The sequence below is a fragment of the Chloroflexota bacterium genome (genome assembly GCA_035652535.1).
GTDB lineage: Bacteria > Chloroflexota > UBA6077 > UBA6077 > SHYK01 > DASRDP01.
In genome coordinates this window covers 69,377-93,008 of sequence record DASRDP010000036.1, presented here as the reverse complement: position 1 = coordinate 93,008, position 23,632 = coordinate 69,377, and the positions used below count along the sequence as shown (strand labels likewise).

Sequence of the window (23,632 nt, the reverse complement as noted above, 5' to 3'; positions counted from 1 at the left end):
TCGGCGGATCAAAGGGCCACCATTCCCGATAGCGCTCCATCCCCGCCCCCGATGCGAACTGCGCCGATTCATACAGCGCCGCGACGTACCGTGCATAGCGCTCCCGCCCGGGGTGTATAGGATCTGTCGGTCCCCGCACAGTTACGATTTGACACGATCCCGCGCGTCTCTACAATCGCGTCCGAATCCTCGCGCGAAGGGGTGCTCATGGGGCCTGGCCAGCCTGCCCCACACCTTGCTGTCGTCCGACCGGGCCGTGATGGACTCGACTGGCTGGCGCAGGTCGTCCGTGAGGCGAAGACCGAGGATTCGCTCGCGCCGGTTACCGTCGTCGCGCCGAACTATTACGCGGCGCGGGCGATCGTGTGGCGACTGGCCGAAGACGGCGGCTTCGTCAACGTGCGCACGCGCCTGCTGGGGCAGGTCGCCCGGATCATGGCCGAACCCGCGCTCGGTGGCCGGAGGGCGCTCACCCCGGCCCTCGACGCTGCTGCCACGCGCGCCGCGGCGCTACGCCTGCGTTCGTCCCTCGGCGATGTGGCTGGTCACCGCTTTTTTCATCGCGCGCTCGGAGAGTTGTTTCGCGAGGCCCGCCGCTCGGAAGCTCGACTCGAGTCGCTGCGGCTGGAGGGCCAGATCGGCCTCGCGGCTCTCGACGCGTGGGCGGCCTACGCCGCCCTGTGCCGGCCCTACGCCGACGCCACTGAGCTGCGAGAGATTGCCGCGCGGCGGTTGTCAAACGCGGCGGCGTGTCCGCCGGAGCTCGCCGAGCTGGGGATGTTGGTGCTCTACCTGCCAACACGCGTCGATCCCGTCGATGCTCGCCTCGTGGCGGCCGCCGCGCGCTGGGTCCCGGTCGTCGTGGCCCTCGGGTGGGTCGCCGATCCGATCGCCGGGGGGGACCAGGCCGCCCGGGAGGCGGCCGCGCAGCTCACCGGCGTCCTCGGGTGCGACCCGCCGACCTGGCCGGACACGCGCACGGCCGTGGGCTCCCGGACAGATGTGCGCATCGTTCGCGCCCCGGACCCGAGCGAGGAGGTTCGAGAGGTCGTGCGCGGCATCGCAGCGGATCTCGAAGCAGGAATGCCGCTCCATCGAGTGGCCGTCCTCTACCGCGACACAGAGACGTACGCTGCGCTGGTCCGCGATTCTCTGACCCTGGCAGGTCTCCCGTGGTCGGCGCTCGAAGGCGTCCGTCTCGCGGATACGTTGCCGGGCCGCGCGCTGTCCGCCTTGCTGCGGCTCCCAGAGCGGCGTTTCGAGCGAACAGCCGTCCTCAGGTGGATCGACGCGTGCGGCCAGGTTCAGGCTGACGGGCCTGATCTCGAACCGGGCGCGTGGGACCGGGTAACGCGCGCCGCCAACGTCGTCCGCGGCGCAAAACAGTGGGTGGAGCGGCTCACGCGTTACGCGGCGACGTGCGAGGACTCGGCGGCGCAGCAGGAGCAAGAGGGGATGGTCGCGGTCGCTGCCGGCTTGCGCCGAGAAGGTTCGGCTGCCCGCGCAATGGCGAAGACGATCGGCGATCTCGACGTCGCGCTCCGCCCGCCAGAGTCCGGCTCAACGTGGGCGAGCTTCGTCGGGTGGGCGCAAAGGCTGATGGAGCGGTTCGGCCAGCCGCGCGGGGGGTGGCCCGATCGCCTCAGTCCCACCGTCGACCGCATAGCGGCAGCCATTGGGGATCTGGCACAGGCGGACGAATTCAGGAGGGACGTCGGTCCGACCCTCGCCGAGTTTCTCGACGCTCTGGAAGCCGCCCTCGATGGAGAGACGGAGCAAGCCGGTCACTTTGGGGATGGAGTCGTCGTAGGGCCGATTCCATCGGTGACCGGCCTCGCGTTCGAACGGGTGTACGTCGTGGGACTCGTCGAAGGGACTCTGCCCCCCACGCCCGCGCCGGATCCGTTCGGCGACCCGATGGGGCTGGTCGATCGACGCCGCGCGGAAGAGCGGCGCGCGTTCCTCGTCGCGGTCGCTTGCGCGGACGGCGGTCGGTTGGTCCTCTCGACCCCGGATTCGACCGGAGGCCGCCCTGCGTACCCATCACGCTGGCTCCTGGAAGTGGCGGCCGGGCTGGAGGGGCGCTCGTCCCTGGCCACGTCGGAATTTCGACGTTTGCGGAACGGGGATTCGCGCCCGTGGCTTCGAGTGGTGCTCTCCGCGCAAAACGGCGTTGAGCGGGCGAGCGCGGCGGCCGATCTGGAGGATCGGCGGCTCGCGGAGGCCATCGCGGTCGTTCGGAGCGGGCAGCTCGCGCGGCATCCCCTTGCCCTCCGGGAGGACCTCCCGCTCGGGCGCGGTCTGGCATCGATCCGTGCGCGCCGAAGCAGCGCCTTCACCGCGTTCGATGGCAATCTGATCGACCGAGCCGCGGATTCGCGCCGTTTGTCGGGAACATCGACAGGGAACCAGCCGACGTCAGCGACCGCGATCGAGCAGTGGGCGACGTGTCCGTTCCGGTACTTTCTGTCACACGTCCTGCGCGTCGAGCCGACGCGGCGCCCCGAGGAGTCGTGGTCGCTTGATCCCCTCGAGCGCGGAACGCTAATCCACGAGATTCTCTGTCTATTCATGCGAGAGCAGGTCCAGCGCGGCGGGCCGCCCGCGGTCTACGGCGACGACGACATCGCGCTCATCGAATCGATCGCGGGAAGCTCGTTCACGGAGCGGGAGCGAAGCGGCGTGACCGGCCACCCGCTCGTGTGGAGCACCGTCCGGTCGGCCATTGTCGCCGAGCTCCGGGCCTTTCTCGCCCGCGACCAGGCGTGGCGCGAAGCCAACAACTGCCACCCGTGGCGCTTCGAGCAGGCGTTTGGGACGCCAGCATCCGCCTCCTGGCCGGAGGTCGAAATTCCCGTCGGCGATGCATCGATGCGCTTTCGCGGCGTCATCGACCGGGTCGATCGGGCGGCCGACGGCTCCAGAGCGTACGTCGTCGACTACAAGACCGGAGACAGCAAATCGTACGAATCGATTCGGGATGATCCGGTCCTGGGCGGCCAGCACCTCCAGCTCGCTCTCTATACGCAGGCGGTGCGCGACGAGGCCGGCGCGCCCGTACCGGCGGCAGGCTGCTTCTGGTTCACTTCCCGTGGTTCTCGCGTAACGCACGCTGCGATCCCCGATGACCCAGATGCCGTCCGCAGGAGGCTCAAAGAGGCGTTGGAGCAGGTCGCCACCGGAATCGGCCAGGGCGCATTCCCGCAGGTGCCCGGCGCTGAGGCGTCGACAAGCTTCGCCAACTGCCGGTACTGCGACTTCGTCCGCGTGTGTCCGTCGGCCGTGGACGACGTCTGGGCACGCAAGCGATTGTCGCCAGCACATCAGCTCCACAGCCGGCTCGCGCTTGGCCATCAGGAGCTGGGCGACGAAGAGGAGTCCGATTGACCGCGGCCAACGTCCCGGTGGACGGTGAGGAGCGCGACCAGATCATCCATGATCTCTCCTCGACCATCTTCGTGGAGGCCGGGGCGGGTACAGGAAAGACCACGGTTCTGGTCGAGCGCGTCGTCGCGCTTGTCGCGGAGACGGGTCTCAGAATGGACAGGCTCGCCGCCATCACGTTCGCCGAGCCGGCTGCCGCCGAGCTGCGCGATCGCATCCGCCAGGCGCTCGAGGCGCGCGCGGCGCACCCCGGTGCGTCTGCCGAGGCGCGAGAGCGATGCCGGCTCGCCGCGCTGGAGATCGACCGTGCAGCCATCCAGACGATTCATTCCTTCGCGGGGGCGATTCTGCGCGCTTTTCCCCTGGAGGCTGGACTGCCCCCCGGCTTCGCTACGATGAGTGCGATCGAGCAGAACGCGCTGTTCGAGGAACGGTTCAGGGCCTGGTTCTTCGATCGAGTGACGGATGCGGAGTTCCCGGCAAGGCAGCAAACCGTCGATCGCGCCTTGAAGCTCGGGCTTCGCGTGGAGGATCTGCGCGTGTTGGCCTCCCTGCTCGAGCAGCACTACGATCTCCTGGCTCTCCGCCCGGGATGGGACGCGGCACCGGGACCGGACCTACGCGAAGTTGCCCATATCTGGGCGTCGCGTCTCCAGGGCTTGGCGAGCGCGATCGCGTACGTGAAGGACGCGGATTCCGACCGCCTCATTGGGGAAATCTATCGTGTCATTCCGATCGCGCAGGAGTTGGCGGCGGCGCGGGATGAGGACGCCGCGCTGGCGGCGCTCCAGCGCTTTGCCGAAGGCCCGAGTCCGGGCAATTTGGGAGCGCAAAAGAACTGGCTGGACCGCGATGCGCTGCATGCAGCTCGCACGACGTTGGGGGATGCGAGACGGGACGTCGGCGATGCGCTGGCGTCGCATTCGACCCGGGTCTTCTGCGATCTGATCGCGCTTCTCCGCGAGATGGTGCTCTCCTCCGCCGCCGAACGGCGGGCGCGCGGCGTCGCAACCTTTCAGGACCTGCTGGTCTGGGCGAGGGACCTCCTCCGCGATCGTCCCGACGTCCGCGTTCGCGCCCAGAGTCGGTTCGATCGTATTCTGGTGGACGAGTTTCAAGATACGGATCCGCTGCAGGCCGAGATCGCCCTGTTCCTCGCCGGCGATCCGGATCAGGCGAATGAGCGGGACTGGCACAAGCTCCGCCTGATGCCCGGCAAGCTGTTCGTCGTGGGCGACCCGAAGCAGTCGATCTATCGATTTCGGCGAGCGGACATCGCCATGTACGAGGCGATTTGCTCGACATTCCAGCCCGAGGCGATGCGGCTCGGGCTGCGGCAGAACTTCCGCTCGCGCGCGTCGATCCTGCGGTGGGTGAACGATCACTTTGGCGCGGCTATGGCGGCGGTCGCCGGCGTCCAGCCACCGTATTCGGCGCTGGTTCCGGATGTACAGACCGCCGAAGGCGCCCCAGCCCCCGCCGTTGCGGCGATGGGCGGCCAGGTGGAGGCAAACGCCGCGGCGGTCCGGCGCGTTGAAGCAGAGGCCGTTGCGCGCCTCGTGCGCCAGATCGTAGCCGATGGTTGGCTTGTCCGCGGCGAGGACGGCGGGCTTCGACCTGCGCGCGCCGGCGACGTCTGCGTCCTGCTCCCGACGCGGACGAACCTGACGATCCTCGAGCGCGAGCTCGACCGCTACGGCGTGGCGTATCGCATGGAGAGCGGCGCGCTCGTGCTGGACACGCAGGAGGTTCGAGACCTGCTCGCCTGCCTGCGCGCTATCGACGATCCGTCGGATCAGGTTGCGCTCGTCGCCGCGCTGCGCTCGCCGGCATACGGGTGCTCCGACGTGGACCTGCTCGATTGGGTGGAGAGCGGCGGCCGCTTCGACTACCACGCCTCCGGCACCGGCCTCAACGGCCGCGTGGGCTCGGCGTTCGCCTCGCTGCGCGAATTTCACCGCGCGCGACTCGAGCGCTCAGCCGCCGCGACCGTCGAGGCGTTCATCCGCGACCGAATGTTGGCGATGGCGGCATTGGCCCAGCCTCGGCCGCGCGAGGCATGGCGACGGCTTCGCTACGTGGTGGCGCAGGCCAGGGCTCTGACGGCGAGCGGAGCGGGCGGCCTGCGTTCGCTTGTCGACTGGCTCGAGGAGCTGCAGCGGGGCCGCCAATACGATCTGGAATCCCCCCTGCCCGAATCAGACGAGGACGCGGTCCGGATCATGACCATCCACGGGGCGAAGGGGCGGGAGTTCCCCGTCGTGATCCTGACGGGGCTCGGCTCATGGCGACGGAATAATCGGGGTCTGATGGTCGCGCCGCATCGGGAGACCGGACGTTTCGACGTGCGACTGAAGAAGGGGTTTCAGACGCCCGGTTTCGACGAGGTGCGCGAGATCCAGGCGACGCACGCGGAGGACCTGCGGCTGCTCTACGTCGCCGCGACGCGCGCTCGCGATCATCTGGTCCTCAGTCTCTTTCGTGGCCCCGGTGAATCGCGCGCGTCGGCCATTGCGTCCGCGCTCCAGGCGGCGCCTGAGGAGTACTGTCGATTCATCGACCCGGCCGCGTCTCCCGCCGACGGCGAGCCCGACGAACGGGCGCCAGCGTTTCCGTCGGTCGCGGAGCACGAAAGGGACGAGAACGCCTGGATTGCTCGTCGATCCTGGCTCATCGAATCGCTCGCGACCTTTCCCCGGATGACACCCACCAGCCTCGCGGATCGCATGACCGGCGAACGAGGCGGCGAGGTTGGCGACCTCGAGGCGCCCCCCGATCGCCTCGAGACGGCGGCGAGCGCCGGCCTGCGCGGCGGGCGCGGAGCGACCGAGATCGGCCGAGCGGTGCACCAGGTGCTGCAGACGATCGACCTCGCAACGCTCGATGGCCTGGAAGACCTGGCGTCAAAGGCCTCCGTCGCGCAGCGGGTGCCGGACAAAGCGGCGGAGGTGGTCGCGCTGGTACGCCAGGTGCGCCAGGCGCCCTCCATCGAGCGCGTGCTGAGCGCCGGCCGTTTCTGGCGCGAAGTGCCCGTCACGGTGCAGATCGACGGCATGACGCTCGAAGGGGTGATCGACCTGCTCCACGAAGGCGCCGATGGCCAGATGACCATCCTCGACTACAAGACGGTGGGCCAGGCCGACACCGTAAAACTCGACGCGATGCGCCGCCGGTATCGGATCCAGGGAGCGGCCTACGCCCTCGGGCTGCGTCGCGCGACGCATCGCAGGACGTCCCGGTGTGTGTTCATCGTCGTCGACCCGTCGGCCGTGATCGAGTACGAGGTCGAAGAGCTGGACTCGACGGCGGACGAGATCGCCGCCGCGCTCCGCCGCTGACGCTATGGCGCGTCGGAATCCGCGCGTCAGGTATCAGGCCGGTGTCTCACCGGTGGCGGTGGAAGGCGATGGATGCAGTCGGGGGGGAGCCGCTCTGTGCACCAATCGAGCACTCGGCGCTCCATGGTGAAGAGGATGATCTGCCGCTCCTGGCTGATGCTCTGCAGCGTTCGGAGGATCCCAACCGTTCGCTCGTCGTCGCAGTGCACCGTCACATCGTCGAGGATCAGCGGACACGTCTCACCCGGGGCTGTGAGATGTTCGGCCAGAGCTACGCGCAGCAGCAGGTAGACCTGCTCGGCGGTCCCGTGGGAGAGCGAGTCGGCGCGCCGGATTTCGCCGTCGATGTCTCGGACGCGCACGTCGAGCTGGCCAGGGTCGACCATCGCTTCGCTGTAGCGGCCCGCGGTCACCTCCGGTAGCCAGCGCTCAATTGAACTTCGAATGATGGGCGCGATGTCGCGGTGGACGCGCTCCTGAGCTTTCGTCAGGAACGCGGCCGTGCGGTCGAGTACGCGGTCGAGGCGCCGCACTGCGGAGAGCGTCTCCTGCGCCCGCGCGTGGGCTTCTTCTGCCTCCGCGACGCTCAGTACCGAGCTGGTCCGCTCCTCGAGCCGGGCCGATGCGGCGGCGAGGGCCACCTGGGCGTCGCGATGCGCCTGCTCCAGGCGCGCCACGTGGGCGTCCGCGTCGCCCTCGAGGGCGAATGCCGCGATGTCGGCCGGGTCGAGCCCCGCCGACGTCTCCTCCGCGTAGCGGATTCGTCGCTCTGTGGCGGCTCTGAGCCCGTCAATCGTGCCGCCGTCCAAGAGCGTCGCCAGCTCGGACCACGCTGCCCGAGCTGCCCGCCGCTCCGCGTCGGCGCGAACGAACGCCTCGTGCCAGGCGCGCAGCCGCCGCGCGACCTCCTCATCGTCGCCTCCTGTCTCGATCCCGCATTGGGCGGCGACGGCGCGGAGATCCGAGCTGAGTCGTTCGATCCTCGCGCGTGCGTCATCCGCTGCTCGCTCCGCGGCCTCGCGGGCGTCGATCGCGAGCTGCAGCGCCTCAACAGGATCGCCGGCCGCTCTCGGTGGCTGCCCATGCGCGGCGACCCAACGCAGCAGCAGCCCCACCGCGAGCGCGGCGATCACCGAAGCGGCGACCGCCATGAGCGGTTCGACTCCGAGCGCGAGGAGTGGGATGCCCACGCCGAGCCCGGCGATGGCGCTCGCCGCCAGGGCCGACGACGGCCTGGCCCCCCGGTAATGCGCGCGAACGCGCTGGAGGCTCATGCGCAGCTCCTGGGACGAAGGCCCGGTCAGCGGAGGTGACCCCGGGCGGGCATCCCACCCGCGGAGCGCGGCATCGATACCCGTCGCGAGCTCGTCCTGCAGGGTATCGGCGGGCGGCGCGTCCGATGGAACGCGCGCGGATAGCTCCTCCGCCCGAGCGAGCCGCGCCCGCCACCCTTCGGCTTCCTCTGCGGACCGCCGCGCGACGGCGATCCGCCAGGCGCGCTCGGCCTCGGCGGCCTCCCGCTCCTTTTCCGCGCGCTCTGCCATCAGGGCGAGATACTCGCCATGTCGCGCTTGCGCCCGTTCGAGCATCGACTCGGCCTCGTGCACCTCATCCATCGCGCGGCGCAGCGGTCCGGTGGCATTGGTGCGACTCGATCCCACGTTCTGGCGACGGTACGCGTCAATATTCGCCAGGGCTTCGGTTGCGGTGGTGTCTGCCGTGGTTGCCGTGGCGGCGCGCTGAAGATGACTCTGCAGGCGACCGGGATCAGCGGTGATTCTCAAGATGTCGCTCTGGCGCACCCATGCCGTTGCGAGAAACGCGCCTCGGTCCAGGCCCAGCCACCGGGACGCATCGGGTGTTCCTTCGCTCATGATCTCAGCCGAGCAATCCCGCCCGAGCTGGATGTCGACCGCCGAGCACGCGATACGCCCGTCCAGGTCGTGCCGCAGCTCGATCCTGCGTCCATCTTCGAGGTCGACTTGGGCGCTCACAGCCCAGCGTTGCTCGCTCCAGGGATGGTGCCGCTCGCGGAAGGCGCGCTCTTCGCCGCTCAGCCGCCCGCGCCGCATGCCGCAGATGGCGGCAAACAGGGCGGCGTGCCACGAGGACTTTCCCGCCTCGTTTGGGCCGTAGATCAGATTCATCCCGGGTCCGAGCGCCAGGCTTTGCTCTGACAACGGGCCGAAGGCGTGCGCGGTGACGCGAACGACCCGCACCTCACTCGACCTGGAGGTCGCGCCGCCCGTCGAGCGCCCGCAGGCCGGTGATGAGGATCCGGCGGCGCTCCGCGTCATCGAGGTCGGGTGCGCCCAGGACGTCGCGCACGAATTGACCCTGAACGGTGGGCTGTCCGGCCAGGAGATCGAAGTCGTAGCCATTGGTGAGGTTCCCCGTGCGTATCACGAGCCCGTCGAGGTCAGTGTCCATGCCTGTGATGTCATCTGCACGGAGATCGATGGCCCGGTCCAGCTCTCCACGGAGCGTGACCCTGGCGACGCCACGGAGCCCGCGCAGGTGTTCGGCGATCAGCCGGCGAATGCTCGTCAGGCTATCGCACCCGGTGATGTCGACTTCGACTTCGTGGCTGGGCGTGACCGCGACGCGGCGAGCTTCGCGCAGGACCTTGCCGTCCGGCTGTATGGTGGCGAGGACAATGCCGCGCTCGCCCTCTTCGCCGAAGTCCAGGGGGTCGGGATTGCCTGGGTACGTATGAGACCCGGCCATCCGGCCGCGGTGGAAGTGGCCGAGAAATGCGTGGTCCAGCCCAGACCGGGCGATTTCGGCCGCGTGGAACGGCGCGTGCGGTTGTTTTCCCGCCGCTTCCCATGCGAACGAAGCCTGTTCCGACCCGTGAAAAAGGGCAAGGTTGACGCCCGACCGGTCGACGCGGAACTCGGCGAGGAAGTCCGGCGTGTTCGCGGGCGCCTGGTGCGCGCTTCCCCAAAGGGTGATCCCATCGTCGAGGCGATACGGTGCGAGGCGCGATTCGGTGAACAGGTGGACGTTTGGCGTCCACGCGACCAGGCGGTACAGACTCGCGGGTCCGAGCCAGTCGTGGTTGCCGGGCGCCAGAAACACCGGGATCGGGTGAATGTCGGCGAAAGCCTGACGCAGAAAGGGACCGGTGTCAGGCGCGCAGCGGTCGTGCTCGTACAGATCGCCGCCGCAGAGCACCGCGTCGACCCGCTCTTCCTGCGCAAGGTGGAGAATGCGCATCAGCGTCTCGCGGAGCGCCTCGCGACGCCTGCGGGCCGCGTGGGCCGATCCGCCCATCCACGCGAACTGGGCGTCCAGGTGCAGATCGGCGAAGTGCAACAATTTCACGGAACGTTCCACCGCATGGGCAACCGTCGGCGATGATACTCGACCGTCAAGCGTGGGACTACCGTGAGCGTCCGATCATGCGCGGTGGCGGCGGCCAGTTTGACTTTGCACAGGCAACCTGGCACGCTACGACCGCGCCGGGTAACATAACGGACCTCGGCCCTACGGACCGGGATCGGCGGGAATGCTTCGGTGATTGGAGTGGTGAAGTGGCAAGAATCGCGGAAGAGCGTCGCGCGAGCGGTGGGCAGCCGCGCACACTGAAGGTCGGGGTGGCCGGTTTGGGCGTTGGCAGCGCGATGATCATTCCGACCATCGAACGGATGAGCGAAACCGAGCTGGTGGCCGCCGCCGACATTCGGCCCGACGCGGTCAAAGCCTTCGAACAACGCTATGAGGGGCGGGGATACAGCAGCGTCGAAGCGCTGTGCGCAGACCCCGAGATCGACGTGGTCTGGGTTGCCACGCCGAACAATCTCCACTGCCAGCACGTCAAGACGGCCGTCGAGCATGGCAAGCACGTCGTCTGCGAGAAGCCCATGGCGCTCTCGGTCGCGGAGTGCGAGGAGATGGTCGAGGCCGCGGAGAAACGGAATGTGAAGCTCCTGTGCGGCCATACGTACAGCTTGAACCCCTCGATCCAGGCAATGCGCCAGGTCGTAAAGTCCGGCGAGCTGGGCCGGCTCACGGCCGTCGCGAACTGGCTCTACTCCGACTGGCTCCTGAAGCCCCGCATGCCGGAGGAGCTGGACGTCAATCGGGGCGGCGGCGTCGTCTACCGACACGGTCCCCACATTATCGATACGATTCGGACCCTCGGCGGCGGGATGCTGCGCAGCGTGCGCGCGATGGTCGGCGCCTGGATGCCGGAGCGGCCCGCACCGGAAAATTTCTCCGCGTACCTGGAATTCGAGGATGGCACACCCGCGACCATCTCTTACAACGGCTACGGCTACTTCAATACAGCCGATCTGGTTTGGGGCATTGGCGATCGGATGTATACGGAAGAGGAGGCCGTGCGCGTGCGTCGCGCGCTGCGGAGCAAGAGCCTCGACGTGGCCCAACAGAAGGAGGACCTCCGCGAGCGGACGCGGAGCGGCACGGATCAGGCGGAAGGTGCCCGATCGGGCCGACGCATCGCGACCGGGAACTGGTTTGGGATCACGGTGGTGAGCTGCGAGCGCGGCAATATCCGCCAGTCACCGGACGGGCTGCTAATCTACGACGACGATGGCCACCACGAACTCCCCGTGCACGGCGAAGGGGCATCCGGAAACGCGGAGCTCCGGGAGCTCCACGCGGCGATCACGCGCGGGGAGCCGATCTCCCACGACGGTCGGTGGGGAATGGCGACCCTCGAAGTGTGCGTCGCGATTCTCCAATCAGCGCGCGAACGGCGCGAGATCATGTTGACGCACCAGTGCCCGACTCGTGACTGACTATCGAGCCAGCGCTCGCGGCCAGGCGACATGACAGGAAAGGTTCTGGTCGTCGAGGACGATGACAGCCTGCGAGATGTCGTGTGCACCGTACTCGAGATGGAAGGCTACGTGGTGTTCGGCGCGGGAACGGGCCAGGCCGCCCTTGACCAAGTTGAGAAGAACACGCCCGAGGTGATCCTGCTGGACGTGAGCTTTCCTCAGATGGACGGCGCGGCCTTCTTCGCCGAGCTGGAGCGGCTCAAGCTGGAGGCCAGGCCGAAGGTCATCGTGCTCACGGCCGACACCCGGGGGCGGCAGATCGCCGACGACATCGGCGCCAGTGGATACATGGAAAAGCCATTCTCCATCCCTGCCCTCCTCCAACAGATCGAACAGATCCTGGCCCAAGCCTGAAGCCGGTCGCTGTTGACGCGTCGCCGCGATGGAATTGCATAATGTGGCACAACGGCGGCCAGAGACCGGGTTGGAGGAAGGATTCGTGCTCACCAAAGAAGAAAATGAACGACTCACTCGCGTGGGCCCCGGCACGCCGGCGGGCGAGCTGCTCCGACGCTACTGGCATCCAGTCGCCATCGCCCGGGAGCTGACGGACGACCGCCCGACGAAGTTCGTCCGAATCTTGGGTGAGGACCTCGTGCTCTTCAAGGACAAGAGCGGCAACGTCGGCCTCATGCAGGACCATTGCGTCCACCGCGGCGCTTCCATGCTCTACGGGCGCGTCGAGGAGCGGGGGATCGCCTGCGCGTACCATGGCTGGCTCTACGACACGAAAGGCAACTGTCTGGAGACGCCGGCCGAGCCGGCGGACAGCAAGTTCTATCTGACGGTAAAGGCGAAGGCGTACCCGGTGAAGAAGTTCATCGGGATGTACTGGGCGTACCTGGGACCGCTGCCGGCGCCGGAGATCCCACAGTACGACGTGTGGGCACGGAAGGACGGAATCCGCAAGCTCGCCGTGTACCCCCAGCTCGACTGCAACTGGCTCAACCCGACCGAGAACTCGGTCGACCCCGCCCACCTTCAGATCCTTCACCAGGAGTTCATTGGGCGCGGGAAGAAGCCGCCCAGCACGACGCGCGGATTCACGGACGACGTGCGGGACTTCGTCTTCTATGAGTCCGACTACGGGATCGTCAAGAAGCGTACCTACGCCAACGGTCACGTTGATCAGCACCCGCTGATCTTCCCCAACATCCTTCGGCAGGCCAATGCGACGCAGCTGCGAGTCCCGATGGACGATACGCACACGAACGTCTTCTTCGTGTATTTCTTGCCAATCGAGCAGGAGGGCTACTCGGACGATGACCCGGACGTCATCATCGTGCCTCCCTTCAAGGATCCGGTGGACCAGCTCCACCCCTTCACCCGATTCAAGCTGGACCAGGTCCTGGCTCAGGACCACATGGCCTGGGAGACGCAGGGCGCAATCGCGGATCGGGAGCACGAGCGGTTGGCCACCTCCGACCGAGGCGTCGCCATGCTGCGCGAAGTCCTGAAGCGGGAGATCGACAAGGTCGAGCGGGGGTTGGACCCCCTAGCGGTGGTCAGGGATCCGAACCACGGGATCATCAACACGTTCCTGACCGAGTCGCTGGCCGAGGGCTGGTACGACCCGGCGGGACGCGGCGGACCGACGGTAGCGAAAGCCGACGACTGGTTCGATCCCGGCGCCGAGGGCGCGCGAGAAGCTGCCAAGGTCTAACACCGGTCGCAATGAGAGTGCGCGAGGCGGCCGGATGCCGGCCGCCTCGCCATTTTTCGGAGGGAATCGCGTGGCGCAGCAATATCCGGTCTCCACCGTGCGCGCCTACTCATCGAACGTCTATGGCCGCTGCATCACAAACGTCGGCGACCACCACTTCGTCGTGGACCATGCGACGTATCAAGATGGGCCCGGCGACCAGCCGGGCCCAACCGAGATCTTTCTCTCCGGCGTCGCATCGTGTGGGGTCCTGCTGGTCGAGCGCGAGGCGAAGAATCGTCGAGTCCGCCTGGACAGCCTCGAGGTCACCATCGACGGACACCGGAGCCCGGCGCGGCCAGACCGGGAGCACACCACGTTCGATCGCGTCGCCATGCGCTTCGCCTTCGTCGGCCCGGGCGAGGAGGACGCGGGCGCCCTCGTGGCGCACTATCGGCGAACCTGACTCCTCTTTGGCACGGTCGCCGTGGCGACCCCCGAAGTTACCGTCACCTTCACGACGCGTCCTGCTTGACCGCGCGGTCCGCGGACGCGTCGGCGTCGAGTCCGGCTGCGCCCAGCCACGGGTGCTCCGACGTGTCGATCACCACGCCGTCGGGCCCGCGGTGCTTGACCTCGAAGAACTGCGTGCCCGCGGTCGGTCTGGGGCTCATCAGCTCGGCGCCGCTCTCAATGAGGCGCTCGTTGTACTCCTCCAGATCCTCGACGACGAAGCCGAGGTGGTGGAGCCCCACGTAGTCCATCCCGCGGCCGAGCTGATCTGTCTTGAAGTTCAGCACCGCGACGTTGATCGTCCCGTCGCTGAGGTAGATGCCGTTCGCCAGCTCGGTGTCGGTTCGGCCGACCTCTTTCATGTCGAAGACCCGCTTGTAGAACGCCGCCGTCGCTTCGGGATCTTTCGTCGCCAGCGCAATGTGTCTGAGCTTCGGCATCGCACCTTGCCTCCTTACCGCGCCGCGGAGCCTTTGGCGCTCTCCGGAAGCGCCGGTCCCATCTTACGCCGTCGGCGCCCTCGGCGGTATGATGAGAGCCTTTTGGAGCCCGTGAAGTTGGCGGCGGGCCTCTGACGCTGCGCCGCGTCTGGGAGAAGAACGATGACGGCCCATGAGCGCGATGCCGCTCTGCGCGAGCTGCTGGCCGATGCGTGCAGCATCCTCTATCGGCTCGGCCTGACCGATTACCTTGGGCATCCCAGCATGCGCATCCCCGGCACCGATCGGGTGCTGATCAAGCCGCGCCACTCGACGCGAGTGCGAGCGATGGACCGCGTCCGACCGGAAGACATGGTCGTGATCGACCTGGATGGGAATCTGGTAGAGGGAAGTGAAAGCCCGCCGGCGGAGCGTTTCATCCACACCTGCATCTATCGGGCGCGCCCCGACGTCCAGGCCGTTGTGCACACCCACCAGCCGATGGCGACGATCATGGGCGTCGCCAGCCAGCCGATCCTCCCCATCCTGCACGTTCAGGCGGCCCTGGTGGAGCGACCGGTTCCTGTGTGGCCGTGCGCCAAGCTGGTGACCGATAACGAGCTGGGGGAGCAGATGGTTGCGGCGATGGGCGACCACAGGGTGTGTCTGCTTCAGGGACATGGCATCGTGAGCGCCGCTCAAACGATCCAAGAGGCCACCATCGGTGCGATCCACCTCGAGGACCTGGCGCTGGCGAACTATCGCGTGTTGGCGATCAATAGCCGCCCGCGGATCATTCCGTCGGAGGAGATCCGCCAGTTGAAGGAGCGCGGCGTGGGCTTCGACGTCCGGTGGGCGTACTATGCGCAGCTCGCGGGCGTCGGCGGCGACTAACGGGGGCGGGCCAATCTTCGGCTCGTCAGCCCCACACGCCCGTCTTAGACAGCGCGATCACTCCGTCGCTCGGTTCTCGATGACGATCCATGGGCTTCCGCCCACCAGGTACAGCGATGGATCGCGCGGGTCCGAGTTGTTTCGCGACGGCTCGAGGGCGAGCGAGTAGGCTCCGCCTCTTGGGAATACGGCGCGAACGTTGCCCCGCTTGTCGACGAGCTGCGCGGAGTCAGCGTGCGCCCGAATCGTCGCCTGAACCGGGGTCGGAGACGCGTTCCAGATCACGGTGATGCGCTGTGCGCCCCGCTGCATCGTCACCCAGTTCACCGCGGCCGGCCACGGCCACTGCACCCGGTTGGCGTTGGATGCGAGCAGCCGGGTGATCTCGTCGTCCGTGGGCGGGTCGTGGGAGCCCTGCCATTCGTAGGTCGCTGCTGTCACGTCGGCCAGATACCGCGCGGCGACTTGATATGCCACGTACGATGGGCGCGCGGTCCCGTCATTGCGAGTCAGGCCCCAGTATTCGTCCCCGTTCTCGGGCGCCTCGTCCTGGAGCTTATAGATGGCGTAGCGCTCCACGCCCGCTGCCCGGGCGAGGGCCACGCTCTCGATCACATACGATGCTTGCTCGTCGAGCGTGGCGCGGAAGGGCCCTTCGCCGTTTTGAACGCGCGGGTCGTTCTTGATGAGCACATTGCTCTCGTCGATCCAGATCGGCTTGCTGATACCGCGCGCCTGCATGATCCGTCGATACGTCATCGGGACGGCGAAGCTATTGAGGGGGTTTCCGTAGCAGTGCGCGTCGACGACGTCGAAGTACCAGGCATTGCCGGCGGCGCTGGGATCCGAAGCGAGCGCGTCGAGCACGCGCTGGAAGTACTGTGACCGGCCCTCTTCCTTGTCCCACCAGTAGGTCAGGCCCGCCATCACGATTCTGGCGCCGGGATTGACCGACTTCGCCGCCAAGTACGCGGTCTTGAGGAGCGCCGCGTAGTCGGCCGGACTGCCAGCAAAGGTGCGGAAGTCGTTGGGCTCCGCGTAGACGTCGGGCTCGTTGTAGATGACCCACGTGTCGATCCGTCCGGCGTACTGAGAAGCAAGCCGCCGCATGAAAGAGCCCCACGGGTTCCGGGGGTCATCGGGCGGCAGCGAAAGGTCCCGGGGAACGCTGCGCGTGTCATATTGCGGGTCGCGCGCGGCCCACGTCGGCGTGTAGAGCGCGATCCCCTCGATTTCGATTCCGCGACTCCGCAGCGAATCGATGTCGTCGTCAGAGAAGTATCCCTGCTCCCAATCGTTCGGCCCGTTCGGCTGGATCTCGTTCCACGGGAAGATCAGACGCGTCCACTTGACGCCCGCGTCCCCGGCCGCTTGTGGGTTGGAGATCGCCTGGACCGCGCCGAACCATGGATCGTCGTTCGCAACCGGCGGGAGCGGCGTCGGGGCGACGGACGCGTCCTCGGCGACCGCGATGGAGATCCGTCCAAAGATGAAGGCCGCGAGGGTCAGCGCAAAGAGCGCCCGGTAGGCTCGACCGTTCATGCTCCCGCTGCCGATACTCCCCGCGCTGGCGGCGTTCAACCGCGTCCGAGGAACTCGAGGAGCGCATCGTTGAACGCCGCCGGCTGCTCCCAGTTGACCGAGTGGCCCGCGTCCGGGATCAGCAGAAAGCGCGCGTCGGGCAGGTGCCCCGCCTGCATCCGCATGACGTACGGGGGCGTCGTGAGGTCGTTGTCCGCGGCGATGAGCAGCGTGCGGATGCGGAGCGTTTCCAGTCGCTTCAGGGTAATGCTGTTGCGGGTCGGCTGCGCCGGGGCGCCCGGCTGGCGCGAGCGCCCGTGGATTTCCAGCCAGGCCTGGAGGCCCGTTGGATTCGTCGCCAGGTAGTCGAGGCTCACCTCGCGGAACTGGGCTGGCCAATCCGGAAAACCGGGCAGACGAACGCGGCCGTACTCCCGTGCGTAGTCGCTCTCAGGGATCCCGCCACCACTTGCCGCGACCACCAGGCTGCGCAGGCGCTCCGGGTGCCCGATGGCGTAATCGTAGGCAGCGTAGCCGCCACCCGCGATGCCGACGAGGTGGAAGGTGACGAGACGCAAATGGTCGACCAGACCGTGGAGGTCATCGGCGATGGTGCCGGGCTGGGGACCTGACTCCGGTTGCGCCACGCTTCGCCCCCATCCACGTCGATCGAAGGCGATTGCGCGATACCCGGCGCCGACGAGCGCCGGAATGTTGGGCCCCCAGCTATCGCTGTTGCCTGTGTTGGCGTGCATGAGGATGACCGGCGCGCCGGACCCGCCGGTGTCGCGATACCACAGTCGAACGCCGGGGAGGTCCGCGTGGGCCTCCACCGCCTTGGCCGCCTCAGCCATGCTGCTCCACGACCACGCCGATGCGGCGGTACTTTTCGTATCGGTCCGCGACGAGCCGGTCGATGTCCAGGACGCCGTTTCGGCGGTATCGAGCGTCGAGATCGGCGAGCGCCACGCCGATGGCGTCGCGTACCGCTGCGCCGGCTTGCGCATAATCGGCCTGAGCGCCGCCTTCGGGCTCGGGAATGATGGCATCGGCGATGCCTGCGCGCGCCACGTCCGCCGCCGTGAGCTTCATCGCCGCAGCGGCCTGGGGGGCCAGGGCGGCGTCATTCCAAAGGATCGACGCGCACCCCTCGGGCGACACGACTGAATAGGTGGCGTTCTCCAGCATGAGCAGCCGATCGGCGACGCCGATCGCCAGCGCGCCGCCGCTCCCCCCTTCTCCGATCACCAGCGCCACGGTCGGAACGCGGAGAGCGATCATCTCCGCCAGGTTTTGGGCGATGGCCCAGGCTTGGCCGCGCTCCTCAGCCTCGATACTGGGATCCGCGCCCGGCGTATCGATGAATGAGATCAGCGGAAAGCCGAATTTCTCTGCGTGGCGCATGAGGCGCAGCGCCTTGCGATATCCCTCCGGCCGCGCCATTCCGAAGCGTCGGTTCAGGCGCTCCTGCGTGGTCCGACCCTTCTGGTGGCCGAGTACCGCCACCGTCCGCCCGTCGAAAGACGCGACCCCTCCGACGACGGCCGCGTCGTCGCCGAACTGGTGGTCGCCGTGCAGCTCGAAAAACTCGGAGAAGACGATCGCCACGTAGTCGAGCATGAAGGGACGGTTCGCATCGCGGGCGCGCGTGACGACCGCCCATGCGTCGTCTGCGCTCACGGTGCGGCGGCTCCGCGTTTGGCGCGGCTTCCCCGGGGCACGCGTGGCTGCTTCGCGGCTGCCTCGTCGGGTACACACGAGACCGATCGGTAGAGGCGCAGGAGCTTGGCGAGCGTTCCGCGGAGCTCCCGCCGATGCACGATGGCGTCGATCATCCCGTGCTTCATGAGAAAGTCCGGACGCTGGGCTCCCGGGGGCAGCTTCTGCTTCGTCGTCTGCTCGATCACGCGGGGCCCTGCGAATCCGATCAGAGCGCCCGGCTCCGCGAGGATCACGTCGCCCAGGCTGGCAAAGCTGGCCGTCACGCCGCCGGTCGTCGGGTCCGTCAAAACAGTAAAGCAAGGAACGCGCGCATCGCCGAGGCGCCTCAGGGCTCCCGCGGTCTTGGCCATCTGCATGAGCGAGTAGATGCCCTCGTGCATCCGTGCCCCACCGGAGGATGTGACCAAAACGAGCGGCCGGTGGTCCGCCAGCGAGCGCTCGGCAGCGCGCGCGATTTTCTCGCCCATGACCGAGCCCATGCTCGCACCCAGGAATGCGAAATCGCACACAGCAAGCCGAACTGGGTTGCCCTCGATGCGCGCGGTACCCGTCAGCACTGCCTCTTCGAGGTTGGTCTTCGCTTGCGTTTCGGCTAATTTGCCCGCGTACGGCTGGTCGAGACTGACGAACTCCAGCGGGTCCGCCGGGAGGACGCCGGCGTCCTCTTCCGTCCAGCTCTCCGCGTCGGCCAGCATCCCGATGCGCTCGGTTGCCGATAGGCGCGCGTGGTGGCCGCATTTGGCGCAGGTCTGGAGATTGTTCTCGAACTCTCCGCGATAGATCAGCTCGTGGCAGCCGCCGCACCGAACCCAAAGGTCGTCCGGAAGCTCGCGGTGGCGGTGAAAGATGTTCTGGATCATGGGGGAACATCCTAAAGCGATAGGACGGAGGTCATCGGGGATTATCGACGCGTGCGCGTGGTGACATCAAGGACCGATGCGCGTGCGCTCGCGTCATCAAGGGTCGGTCACGATAGAATTGACTCGCCGATGGTCCGATCGGGGGGCTGTGATGGAAAGCATCTCGCGCTTCATTCTCAATCGTTCGGCGGCGCACATCAAACGCTACCACACGACGCCGACCTTTACGCAGGAGTCCGTCGCCGAGCACTCGCACTTCGTCGCGATGATCACGCGCATCATCTGTCACGCGCTGGAACAAGCGGGCCGCCCCGTTGATACGCTGTGCGCGGTGGACCTCGCCATGATCCATGACTACGAGGAAGCCATCAGCGGCGACATCATCAGCACCTTCAAGCATTCGGACCCTGAGTTTGTGGAGCTGCTGAAGCGCTTGACGGACAAGGCGATCGATCAGGTCTTTGAGTCCCTTCCCGCGGATCTGGCAGCCTACTACATCGAGCTGTGGCGCGCCCATAATGCTGGCTCGCTCGAGGGCCAGATCGTGTCAGTGGCGGACAAGCTGGCCGGGCTTGCCTACTCGAAGGAGCAGCTCCGGATGGGCAATCAGTTCATGGATCCGATCTATCGACGGTTTGTCTGGCTCATCGGGTCGATCCCGTACGACTGGTGGCCGCTGGTCCGCGATCGAATCGCGGCGGGCATCATCGACGGCCCGGTGGACTCCCGTGACGAGTGGGAGTCGACCTGGGCCGTCACACCGGCTGCTCGGTGACGCGCACGCTTCCGTCGCCCAGGATCGATTCGACCTCGCGCTGAAAGGTCGGGTTGAAGGCGACAGAAAGCGACTCGCCCACAAGGCGTCGACAGGCATCGCGCTCGAGGAAGTGGATCTCGATTGCGTCCGGCCCGGGAAACACCGCCAGGGTTTGCTGAAGCTGGCGCAGCCGCTTGAGGTCGGCCTCGCGGTCGGCTGTCGCGCGAAAAGTGATGACCACGCTCCGCTGGCGCGCGGGCTCCGAGGCCGCCGCGTCGTCGCTCTCGGAGCAGACGGCGCCGTCGAGCGCTGGTCCCGCGACATCGGGTGGATCGGCGGCAACGGGGTCCGCGGCAGGATCCGAGCCTGCCAATTCGGGCTGGAGCGACGCCACGGGGTCGTCGCTCGTCGGCAGTGACTCGTCCGCACCAGGGTCGTAGACCCACTCGTCGGCCGTATCGACCAGGATCTCCGGAATTCCTCGCGTCTCCTCCTCGGACTGCGATTCGACCCGGCGCACCGCGACGCGGCCACGTACCACCACGATCGCATCCTCGCGCCAAATCTCGGGGTTGAGGGCGTAGGCGCGCGGAAACACGACGGCCTCGATGCCGCCGTGAAGGTCCTCGATCCGCGCGACCACCATGGATTCCTGCTTTTTGGTCACCACCCGGCGGATGGACATGATGGCGCCGGCCAGTGTGACTCGCTCCCCGTTCATCTCGTCGGTGACCTGGCTGGTATTCGCCGTCACGGTCGAATGGAGGTGCCGCGCGGCTCGCTCGAAGGGATGGCTGGAGAGAAAGAACCCGAGCGCCTCCTTCTCCCACGCGAGCCGCTGCTGGTCGGGGATCGGCGGGGCATCCGGCAGAAGCGACCCGCCGGCAGCAAGTGGCTCCGGCCCGAACAGGGTCCCCTGGCCGATCTCGGCCGCGCGCTGGGCGAGCTGACCCGCCGCCATGGCCCGGTCCAGCGCCGCCATGATCCGCTCGCGCGGCCCGAACGCGTCCAATGCCCCCGCCTTACCCAAAGCCTCGAGCACGCGCTTGTTGACGACCCTGAGGTCCACCCGCTGGCACAGATCGTCCAGGGACGCGTACCGTCCATGGGCCTCGCGCTCGGCCACGATCGTCTGCGCGGCGCTGGATCCGACGTTCTTCACCGCACCCAGCCCGAAGAGAACACGCAGCGACTCCTCGTGGCCGAGGGGGTCACCCGCCTCGGGACCCTCCACGGAGAACCCGACCTGGCTTCGGTTGACGTCGGGGGGGAGGAGCGGGATGCCCAGCCGCCGGCACTCGCCCGCTGCCGCGATCACCTTGTCGGTATCGTCGGACTGGGTGCTCAGCATCGCCGCCATGTACTCGGCGGGGTAGTGGCGCTTCAAATACGCGGTCTGGTAGGCGATGTAGGCGTAACAGTAGGCGTGGGCTCGGTTGAACGCGTAACCGGCGAAGGGCTCGATGTACTCCCAGATCTTCGCCGCCACTTCCGGCTCCACGCCGTTGCGCTCGGCGCCCCCGACGAATCGGTCGCGGTTTGCCTTCATCTCCTCGGCGATCTTCTTCCCCATGGCGCGGCGGAGGACGTCCGCCTGCCCCAGGCTGAACCCGGCGATGGCCTGGACGATCTGCAGCACCTGGTCCTGGTAGACGATGACGCCGTAGGTCCCCTTGAGGATCGGCTCGAGCTTTGGGTGGAGGTACGTGATGGGGCGCCGGCCGTCCTTCGCCGCCACGTACGTGGGGATGTGCGCCATGGGACCCGGGCGATAGAGGGCGACGATGGCGGCCAAATGGTCGACGGATGTCGGCCGGAACTCGCGAAGGGTTCGGCGCATACCCGTGCCCTCGAGCTGGAACACGCCCGTGGAGTCCCCGTTGGAGAGCATCTGGAACGTCTCCTGGTCGTCGAGGGGCAGGCTTTGGAGGTCGAGCCTCACGCCGCGCGTCTTCTGGATCACGTCGAGGGCGTTCTCGAGGAGGGTGAGGTTCGTGAGGCCGAGGAAGTCCATCTTCAACAGCCCGATGTGCTCGAGGGCGTGCATCTCGTATTGGGTCATGATGACGTTCTCGCCCCGCGCGCCGCGCTGGAGCGGGACGTGCTCGACCAGCGGCTCGCCGGACACGACGATGCCCGCCGCGTGCGTCGACGCGTGGCGGGTGATGCCCTCCACCTGGCGTGCCGAGTCGATGAGACGCCGAATGTGCTCCTGCTCGTCGTAGAGCTGCTTCAGCTCGGGCGTCGTTGCCAGGGCGCGGTCCAGGGTCATCCCGATCGGGATCGCGGGGATGAGCTTGGCGACGCGGTCGACCTCGGTCAGCGGGTATCCGAGGGCGCGCCCGACATCGCGGATCGCGGCCCGGGCGAGAAGCCGCCCAAACGTGACGATTTGGGCCACGTGGTCGCGGCCGTAGCGCTGCGCCACATACTCGATCACCTCGTCGCGGCGACTATCGGCGAAGTCCATGTCGATGTCGGGCATCTGGATGCGCTCGGGGTTCAAGAACCGCTCGAAGGTGAGGCCGTTCGCGATCGGGTCGATGGTGGTGATGCCGAGACAGTAGAGGATGATCGAGCCGGCCGCAGAGCCGCGCGGCCCGCAGAGAATACCCTGGCGGCGCGCGAAATCGGTGAAGTCCCAGACGAAGAGGATGTAGGCGGCGAACCCGGTGGTCCGAACGACGTCCAGCTCGTACCGCAAGCGCTCCTCGATGTCGGGCGTCACGCGCTCGTATCGCCGAGGCAGGTTCTCCCAGCACATGCGGCTGAGGAAATCGAACGGGGATTCGCCGTCCGGCACGAAGTGGAGCCGAGGAAAGTCCAGCCGTCCGAACGACAGATCGAGGTCGCACTGCTCGGCGATCGCCATGGTGTTGGCAAGCGCGTCCGGGCGCTCGGCGCCGAATACCGCGAACATTTCGGACGGACTCTTGAGAAAGTGCTCCGGCGTGTAGGCTTTCATCCGCTTGGGATCGTCGACCTGCGCATTGGTCTGGATGCACAGCAGCAGGTCCTGCCCGGCGCTGTCCTCGCGCCGCGTGAAGTGCGAGTCGTTCGTGCACACGACCTTGAGGTCCATTTCGCGCGCCAGCTCGAGCACTCGGCGATTCACGGCTGGCTGGAAGTCGAGGCCGTGGTCCTGCAGCTCGAGGTAGTAGTGTTCGGGGCCCAGCAGATCACGGTAGAAGGCCGCGGCCTTGCGCGCGGCGGTGTCGTTGTCGTGGCGCAGGGCCCACGCGACCTCTCCCGACGCGCAACCGGAGAGCGCGATCAGCCCGTCCGAATGCTCGGCCAGCAGCTCGTGGTCGATTCGCGGCTTGTAGTAGAAGCCGTCCAGGTGGGCCCGGGTCGTGAGGGCCAGGAGGTTTCGGTAGCCGGTCTCGTTTTGTGCGAGGAGGACGAGGTGGGCCGAAGCGCGGTCGGGCGCCTCTTTGTCGGTGAGTCGTCGGGCGGCGACGTAGGCCTCGACGCCGATGATCGGTTTGAGGCCTTGTGCGCGCGCGGCCTCGTAGAACTCCAGCGCACCATAGAGAACACCGTGGTCTGTTAGCGCCAGGGCGCTCATGCCGTGGCGCTTGGCCTCCTCAACCAGCTCGGGGATGCGCGAGTAGCCATCCAGGAGGGAGTATTCCGAGTGGACGTGGAGGTGTGTGAAGTTGATCGCCACTGGGCGCACTCCTCACCGCGTTCGGCGCGCCGCGATGGTGAGAGCCTGCTCGCGGCCGGCAGACGCGCATCGATCTCGTAGAACAGGTGTCTGTTGGACGGACC

At 67.4% G+C, this 23,632-nt stretch carries 16 protein-coding genes; 8 read left to right on the top strand and 8 right to left on the bottom strand.

What is annotated here, in order from left to right; all coding sequences use genetic code 11:
* Positions 1–207 precede the first annotated feature (207 nt).
* Both VFC51_04805 and VFC51_04800 read left to right on the top strand, forming a co-directional pair.
* Positions 208–3,387 (top strand): PD-(D/E)XK nuclease family protein, encoded by a 3,180-nt coding sequence (locus VFC51_04805; protein HZT06327.1) that lies wholly within the window; start codon positions 208–210, stop codon positions 3,385–3,387.
* A complete protein-coding gene (locus VFC51_04800) occupies positions 3,384–6,722 on the top strand; it encodes a UvrD-helicase domain-containing protein (protein ID HZT06326.1) in 3,339 nt (1,112 codons plus the stop codon). Before VFC51_04805 ends, VFC51_04800 begins: the two co-directional genes overlap by 4 nt.
* Before the next feature lie 26 nt (positions 6,723–6,748).
* On the opposite strand, the gene VFC51_04795 is transcribed toward VFC51_04800, so the two are convergent.
* Together VFC51_04795 and VFC51_04790 are read right to left on the bottom strand one after the other, a co-directional pair.
* Positions 6,749–9,019, bottom strand: coding sequence for an AAA family ATPase (locus VFC51_04795; GenBank protein HZT06325.1), 2,271 nt, complete (start codon positions 9,017–9,019; stop codon positions 6,749–6,751).
* The gene (locus tag VFC51_04790) at positions 8,943–10,049 is read right to left on the bottom strand and encodes a metallophosphoesterase (GenBank protein HZT06324.1); all 1,107 of its coding nucleotides are present in this window, start codon (positions 10,047–10,049) and stop codon (positions 8,943–8,945) included. Before VFC51_04790 ends, VFC51_04795 begins: the two co-directional genes overlap by 77 nt.
* A gap of 209 nt (positions 10,050–10,258) precedes the next feature.
* Here VFC51_04790 and VFC51_04785 point away from each other — a divergent pair, with 209 nt between their 5' ends.
* The 4 genes from VFC51_04785 to VFC51_04770 all read left to right on the top strand — a co-directional run bounded on the left by VFC51_04785 (position 10,259) and on the right by VFC51_04770 (position 13,638).
* Entirely contained in the window at positions 10,259–11,488 is a 1,230-nt protein-coding gene (locus VFC51_04785) for a Gfo/Idh/MocA family oxidoreductase (protein ID HZT06323.1), read from the top strand.
* A 30-nt stretch (positions 11,489–11,518) separates the two neighbouring features.
* A complete protein-coding gene (locus tag VFC51_04780; GenBank protein ID HZT06322.1) occupies positions 11,519–11,884 on the top strand; it encodes a response regulator in 366 nt (121 codons plus the stop codon).
* A gap of 85 nt (positions 11,885–11,969) precedes the next feature.
* A complete protein-coding gene (locus VFC51_04775) occupies positions 11,970–13,193 on the top strand; it encodes a Rieske 2Fe-2S domain-containing protein (GenBank protein HZT06321.1) in 1,224 nt (407 codons plus the stop codon).
* A 70-nt stretch (positions 13,194–13,263) separates the two neighbouring features.
* A complete protein-coding gene (locus tag VFC51_04770; protein ID HZT06320.1) occupies positions 13,264–13,638 on the top strand; it encodes an OsmC family protein in 375 nt (124 codons plus the stop codon).
* Between the two features lie 49 nt (positions 13,639–13,687).
* Here the strand turns inward: VFC51_04770 and VFC51_04765 are convergent, their stop codons facing one another.
* The gene (locus tag VFC51_04765; GenBank protein HZT06319.1) at positions 13,688–14,125 is read right to left on the bottom strand and encodes a VOC family protein; all 438 of its coding nucleotides are present in this window, start codon (positions 14,123–14,125) and stop codon (positions 13,688–13,690) included.
* 162 nt (positions 14,126–14,287) lie between these two features.
* Between VFC51_04765 and VFC51_04760 the strand changes: the two genes are divergently transcribed.
* The gene (locus VFC51_04760; GenBank protein ID HZT06318.1) at positions 14,288–14,998 is read left to right on the top strand and encodes a class II aldolase/adducin family protein; all 711 of its coding nucleotides are present in this window, start codon (positions 14,288–14,290) and stop codon (positions 14,996–14,998) included.
* Between the two features lie 57 nt (positions 14,999–15,055).
* Here VFC51_04760 and VFC51_04755 read toward each other — a convergent pair whose 3' ends face one another.
* Genes VFC51_04755 through accD form a run of 4 tightly spaced genes read right to left on the bottom strand, consistent with a single transcriptional unit; the run spans position 15,056 to position 19,101 of the window.
* Entirely contained in the window at positions 15,056–16,540 is a 1,485-nt protein-coding gene (locus VFC51_04755; protein HZT06317.1) for a hypothetical protein, read from the bottom strand.
* A 35-nt stretch (positions 16,541–16,575) separates the two neighbouring features.
* Positions 16,576–17,373 (bottom strand): alpha/beta hydrolase, encoded by a 798-nt coding sequence (locus tag VFC51_04750; GenBank protein ID HZT06316.1) that lies wholly within the window; start codon positions 17,371–17,373, stop codon positions 16,576–16,578.
* The gene (locus VFC51_04745) at positions 17,366–18,199 is read right to left on the bottom strand and encodes an acetyl-CoA carboxylase carboxyltransferase subunit alpha (protein ID HZT06315.1); all 834 of its coding nucleotides are present in this window, start codon (positions 18,197–18,199) and stop codon (positions 17,366–17,368) included. Before VFC51_04745 ends, VFC51_04750 begins: the two co-directional genes overlap by 8 nt.
* The gene (gene accD / locus VFC51_04740; protein HZT06314.1) at positions 18,196–19,101 is read right to left on the bottom strand and encodes an acetyl-CoA carboxylase, carboxyltransferase subunit beta; all 906 of its coding nucleotides are present in this window, start codon (positions 19,099–19,101) and stop codon (positions 18,196–18,198) included. Before accD ends, VFC51_04745 begins: the two co-directional genes overlap by 4 nt.
* Before the next feature lie 151 nt (positions 19,102–19,252).
* On the opposite strand from accD, the gene VFC51_04735 reads away from it, so the two are divergent.
* Positions 19,253–19,876 (top strand): YfbR-like 5'-deoxynucleotidase, encoded by a 624-nt coding sequence (locus VFC51_04735; protein HZT06313.1) that lies wholly within the window; start codon positions 19,253–19,255, stop codon positions 19,874–19,876.
* Here the strand turns inward: VFC51_04735 and VFC51_04730 are convergent.
* The gene (locus tag VFC51_04730; protein ID HZT06312.1) at positions 19,857–23,528 is read right to left on the bottom strand and encodes a DNA polymerase III subunit alpha; all 3,672 of its coding nucleotides are present in this window, start codon (positions 23,526–23,528) and stop codon (positions 19,857–19,859) included. The two genes, VFC51_04735 and VFC51_04730, sit on opposite strands and share 20 nt — an antisense overlap.
* Positions 23,529–23,632: the final 104 nt, after the last annotated feature.

What these genes read in the sequence shown, in the direction of transcription:
- VFC51_04805 (HZT06327.1), top strand. Translation starts at nt 208, where the DNA reads ATGGGGCCTGGCCAGCCTGCCCCACACCTTGCTGTCGTCCGACCGGGC.
- VFC51_04795 (HZT06325.1), bottom strand. Translation starts at nt 9,019, where the DNA reads ATGACGCGGAGCGCCGCCGGATCCTCATCACCGGCCTGCGGGCGCTCG.
- VFC51_04780 (HZT06322.1), top strand. Translation starts at nt 11,519, where the DNA reads ATGACAGGAAAGGTTCTGGTCGTCGAGGACGATGACAGCCTGCGAGAT.
- VFC51_04765 (HZT06319.1), bottom strand. Translation starts at nt 14,125, where the DNA reads ATGCCGAAGCTCAGACACATTGCGCTGGCGACGAAAGATCCCGAAGCG.
- VFC51_04760 (HZT06318.1), top strand. Translation starts at nt 14,288, where the DNA reads ATGACGGCCCATGAGCGCGATGCCGCTCTGCGCGAGCTGCTGGCCGAT.
- VFC51_04755 (HZT06317.1), bottom strand. Translation starts at nt 16,540, where the DNA reads ATGAACGGTCGAGCCTACCGGGCGCTCTTTGCGCTGACCCTCGCGGCC.
- VFC51_04750 (HZT06316.1), bottom strand. Translation starts at nt 17,373, where the DNA reads ATGGCTGAGGCGGCCAAGGCGGTGGAGGCCCACGCGGACCTCCCCGGC.
- accD (HZT06314.1), bottom strand. Translation starts at nt 19,101, where the DNA reads ATGATCCAGAACATCTTTCACCGCCACCGCGAGCTTCCGGACGACCTT.
- VFC51_04735 (HZT06313.1), top strand. Translation starts at nt 19,253, where the DNA reads ATGGAAAGCATCTCGCGCTTCATTCTCAATCGTTCGGCGGCGCACATC.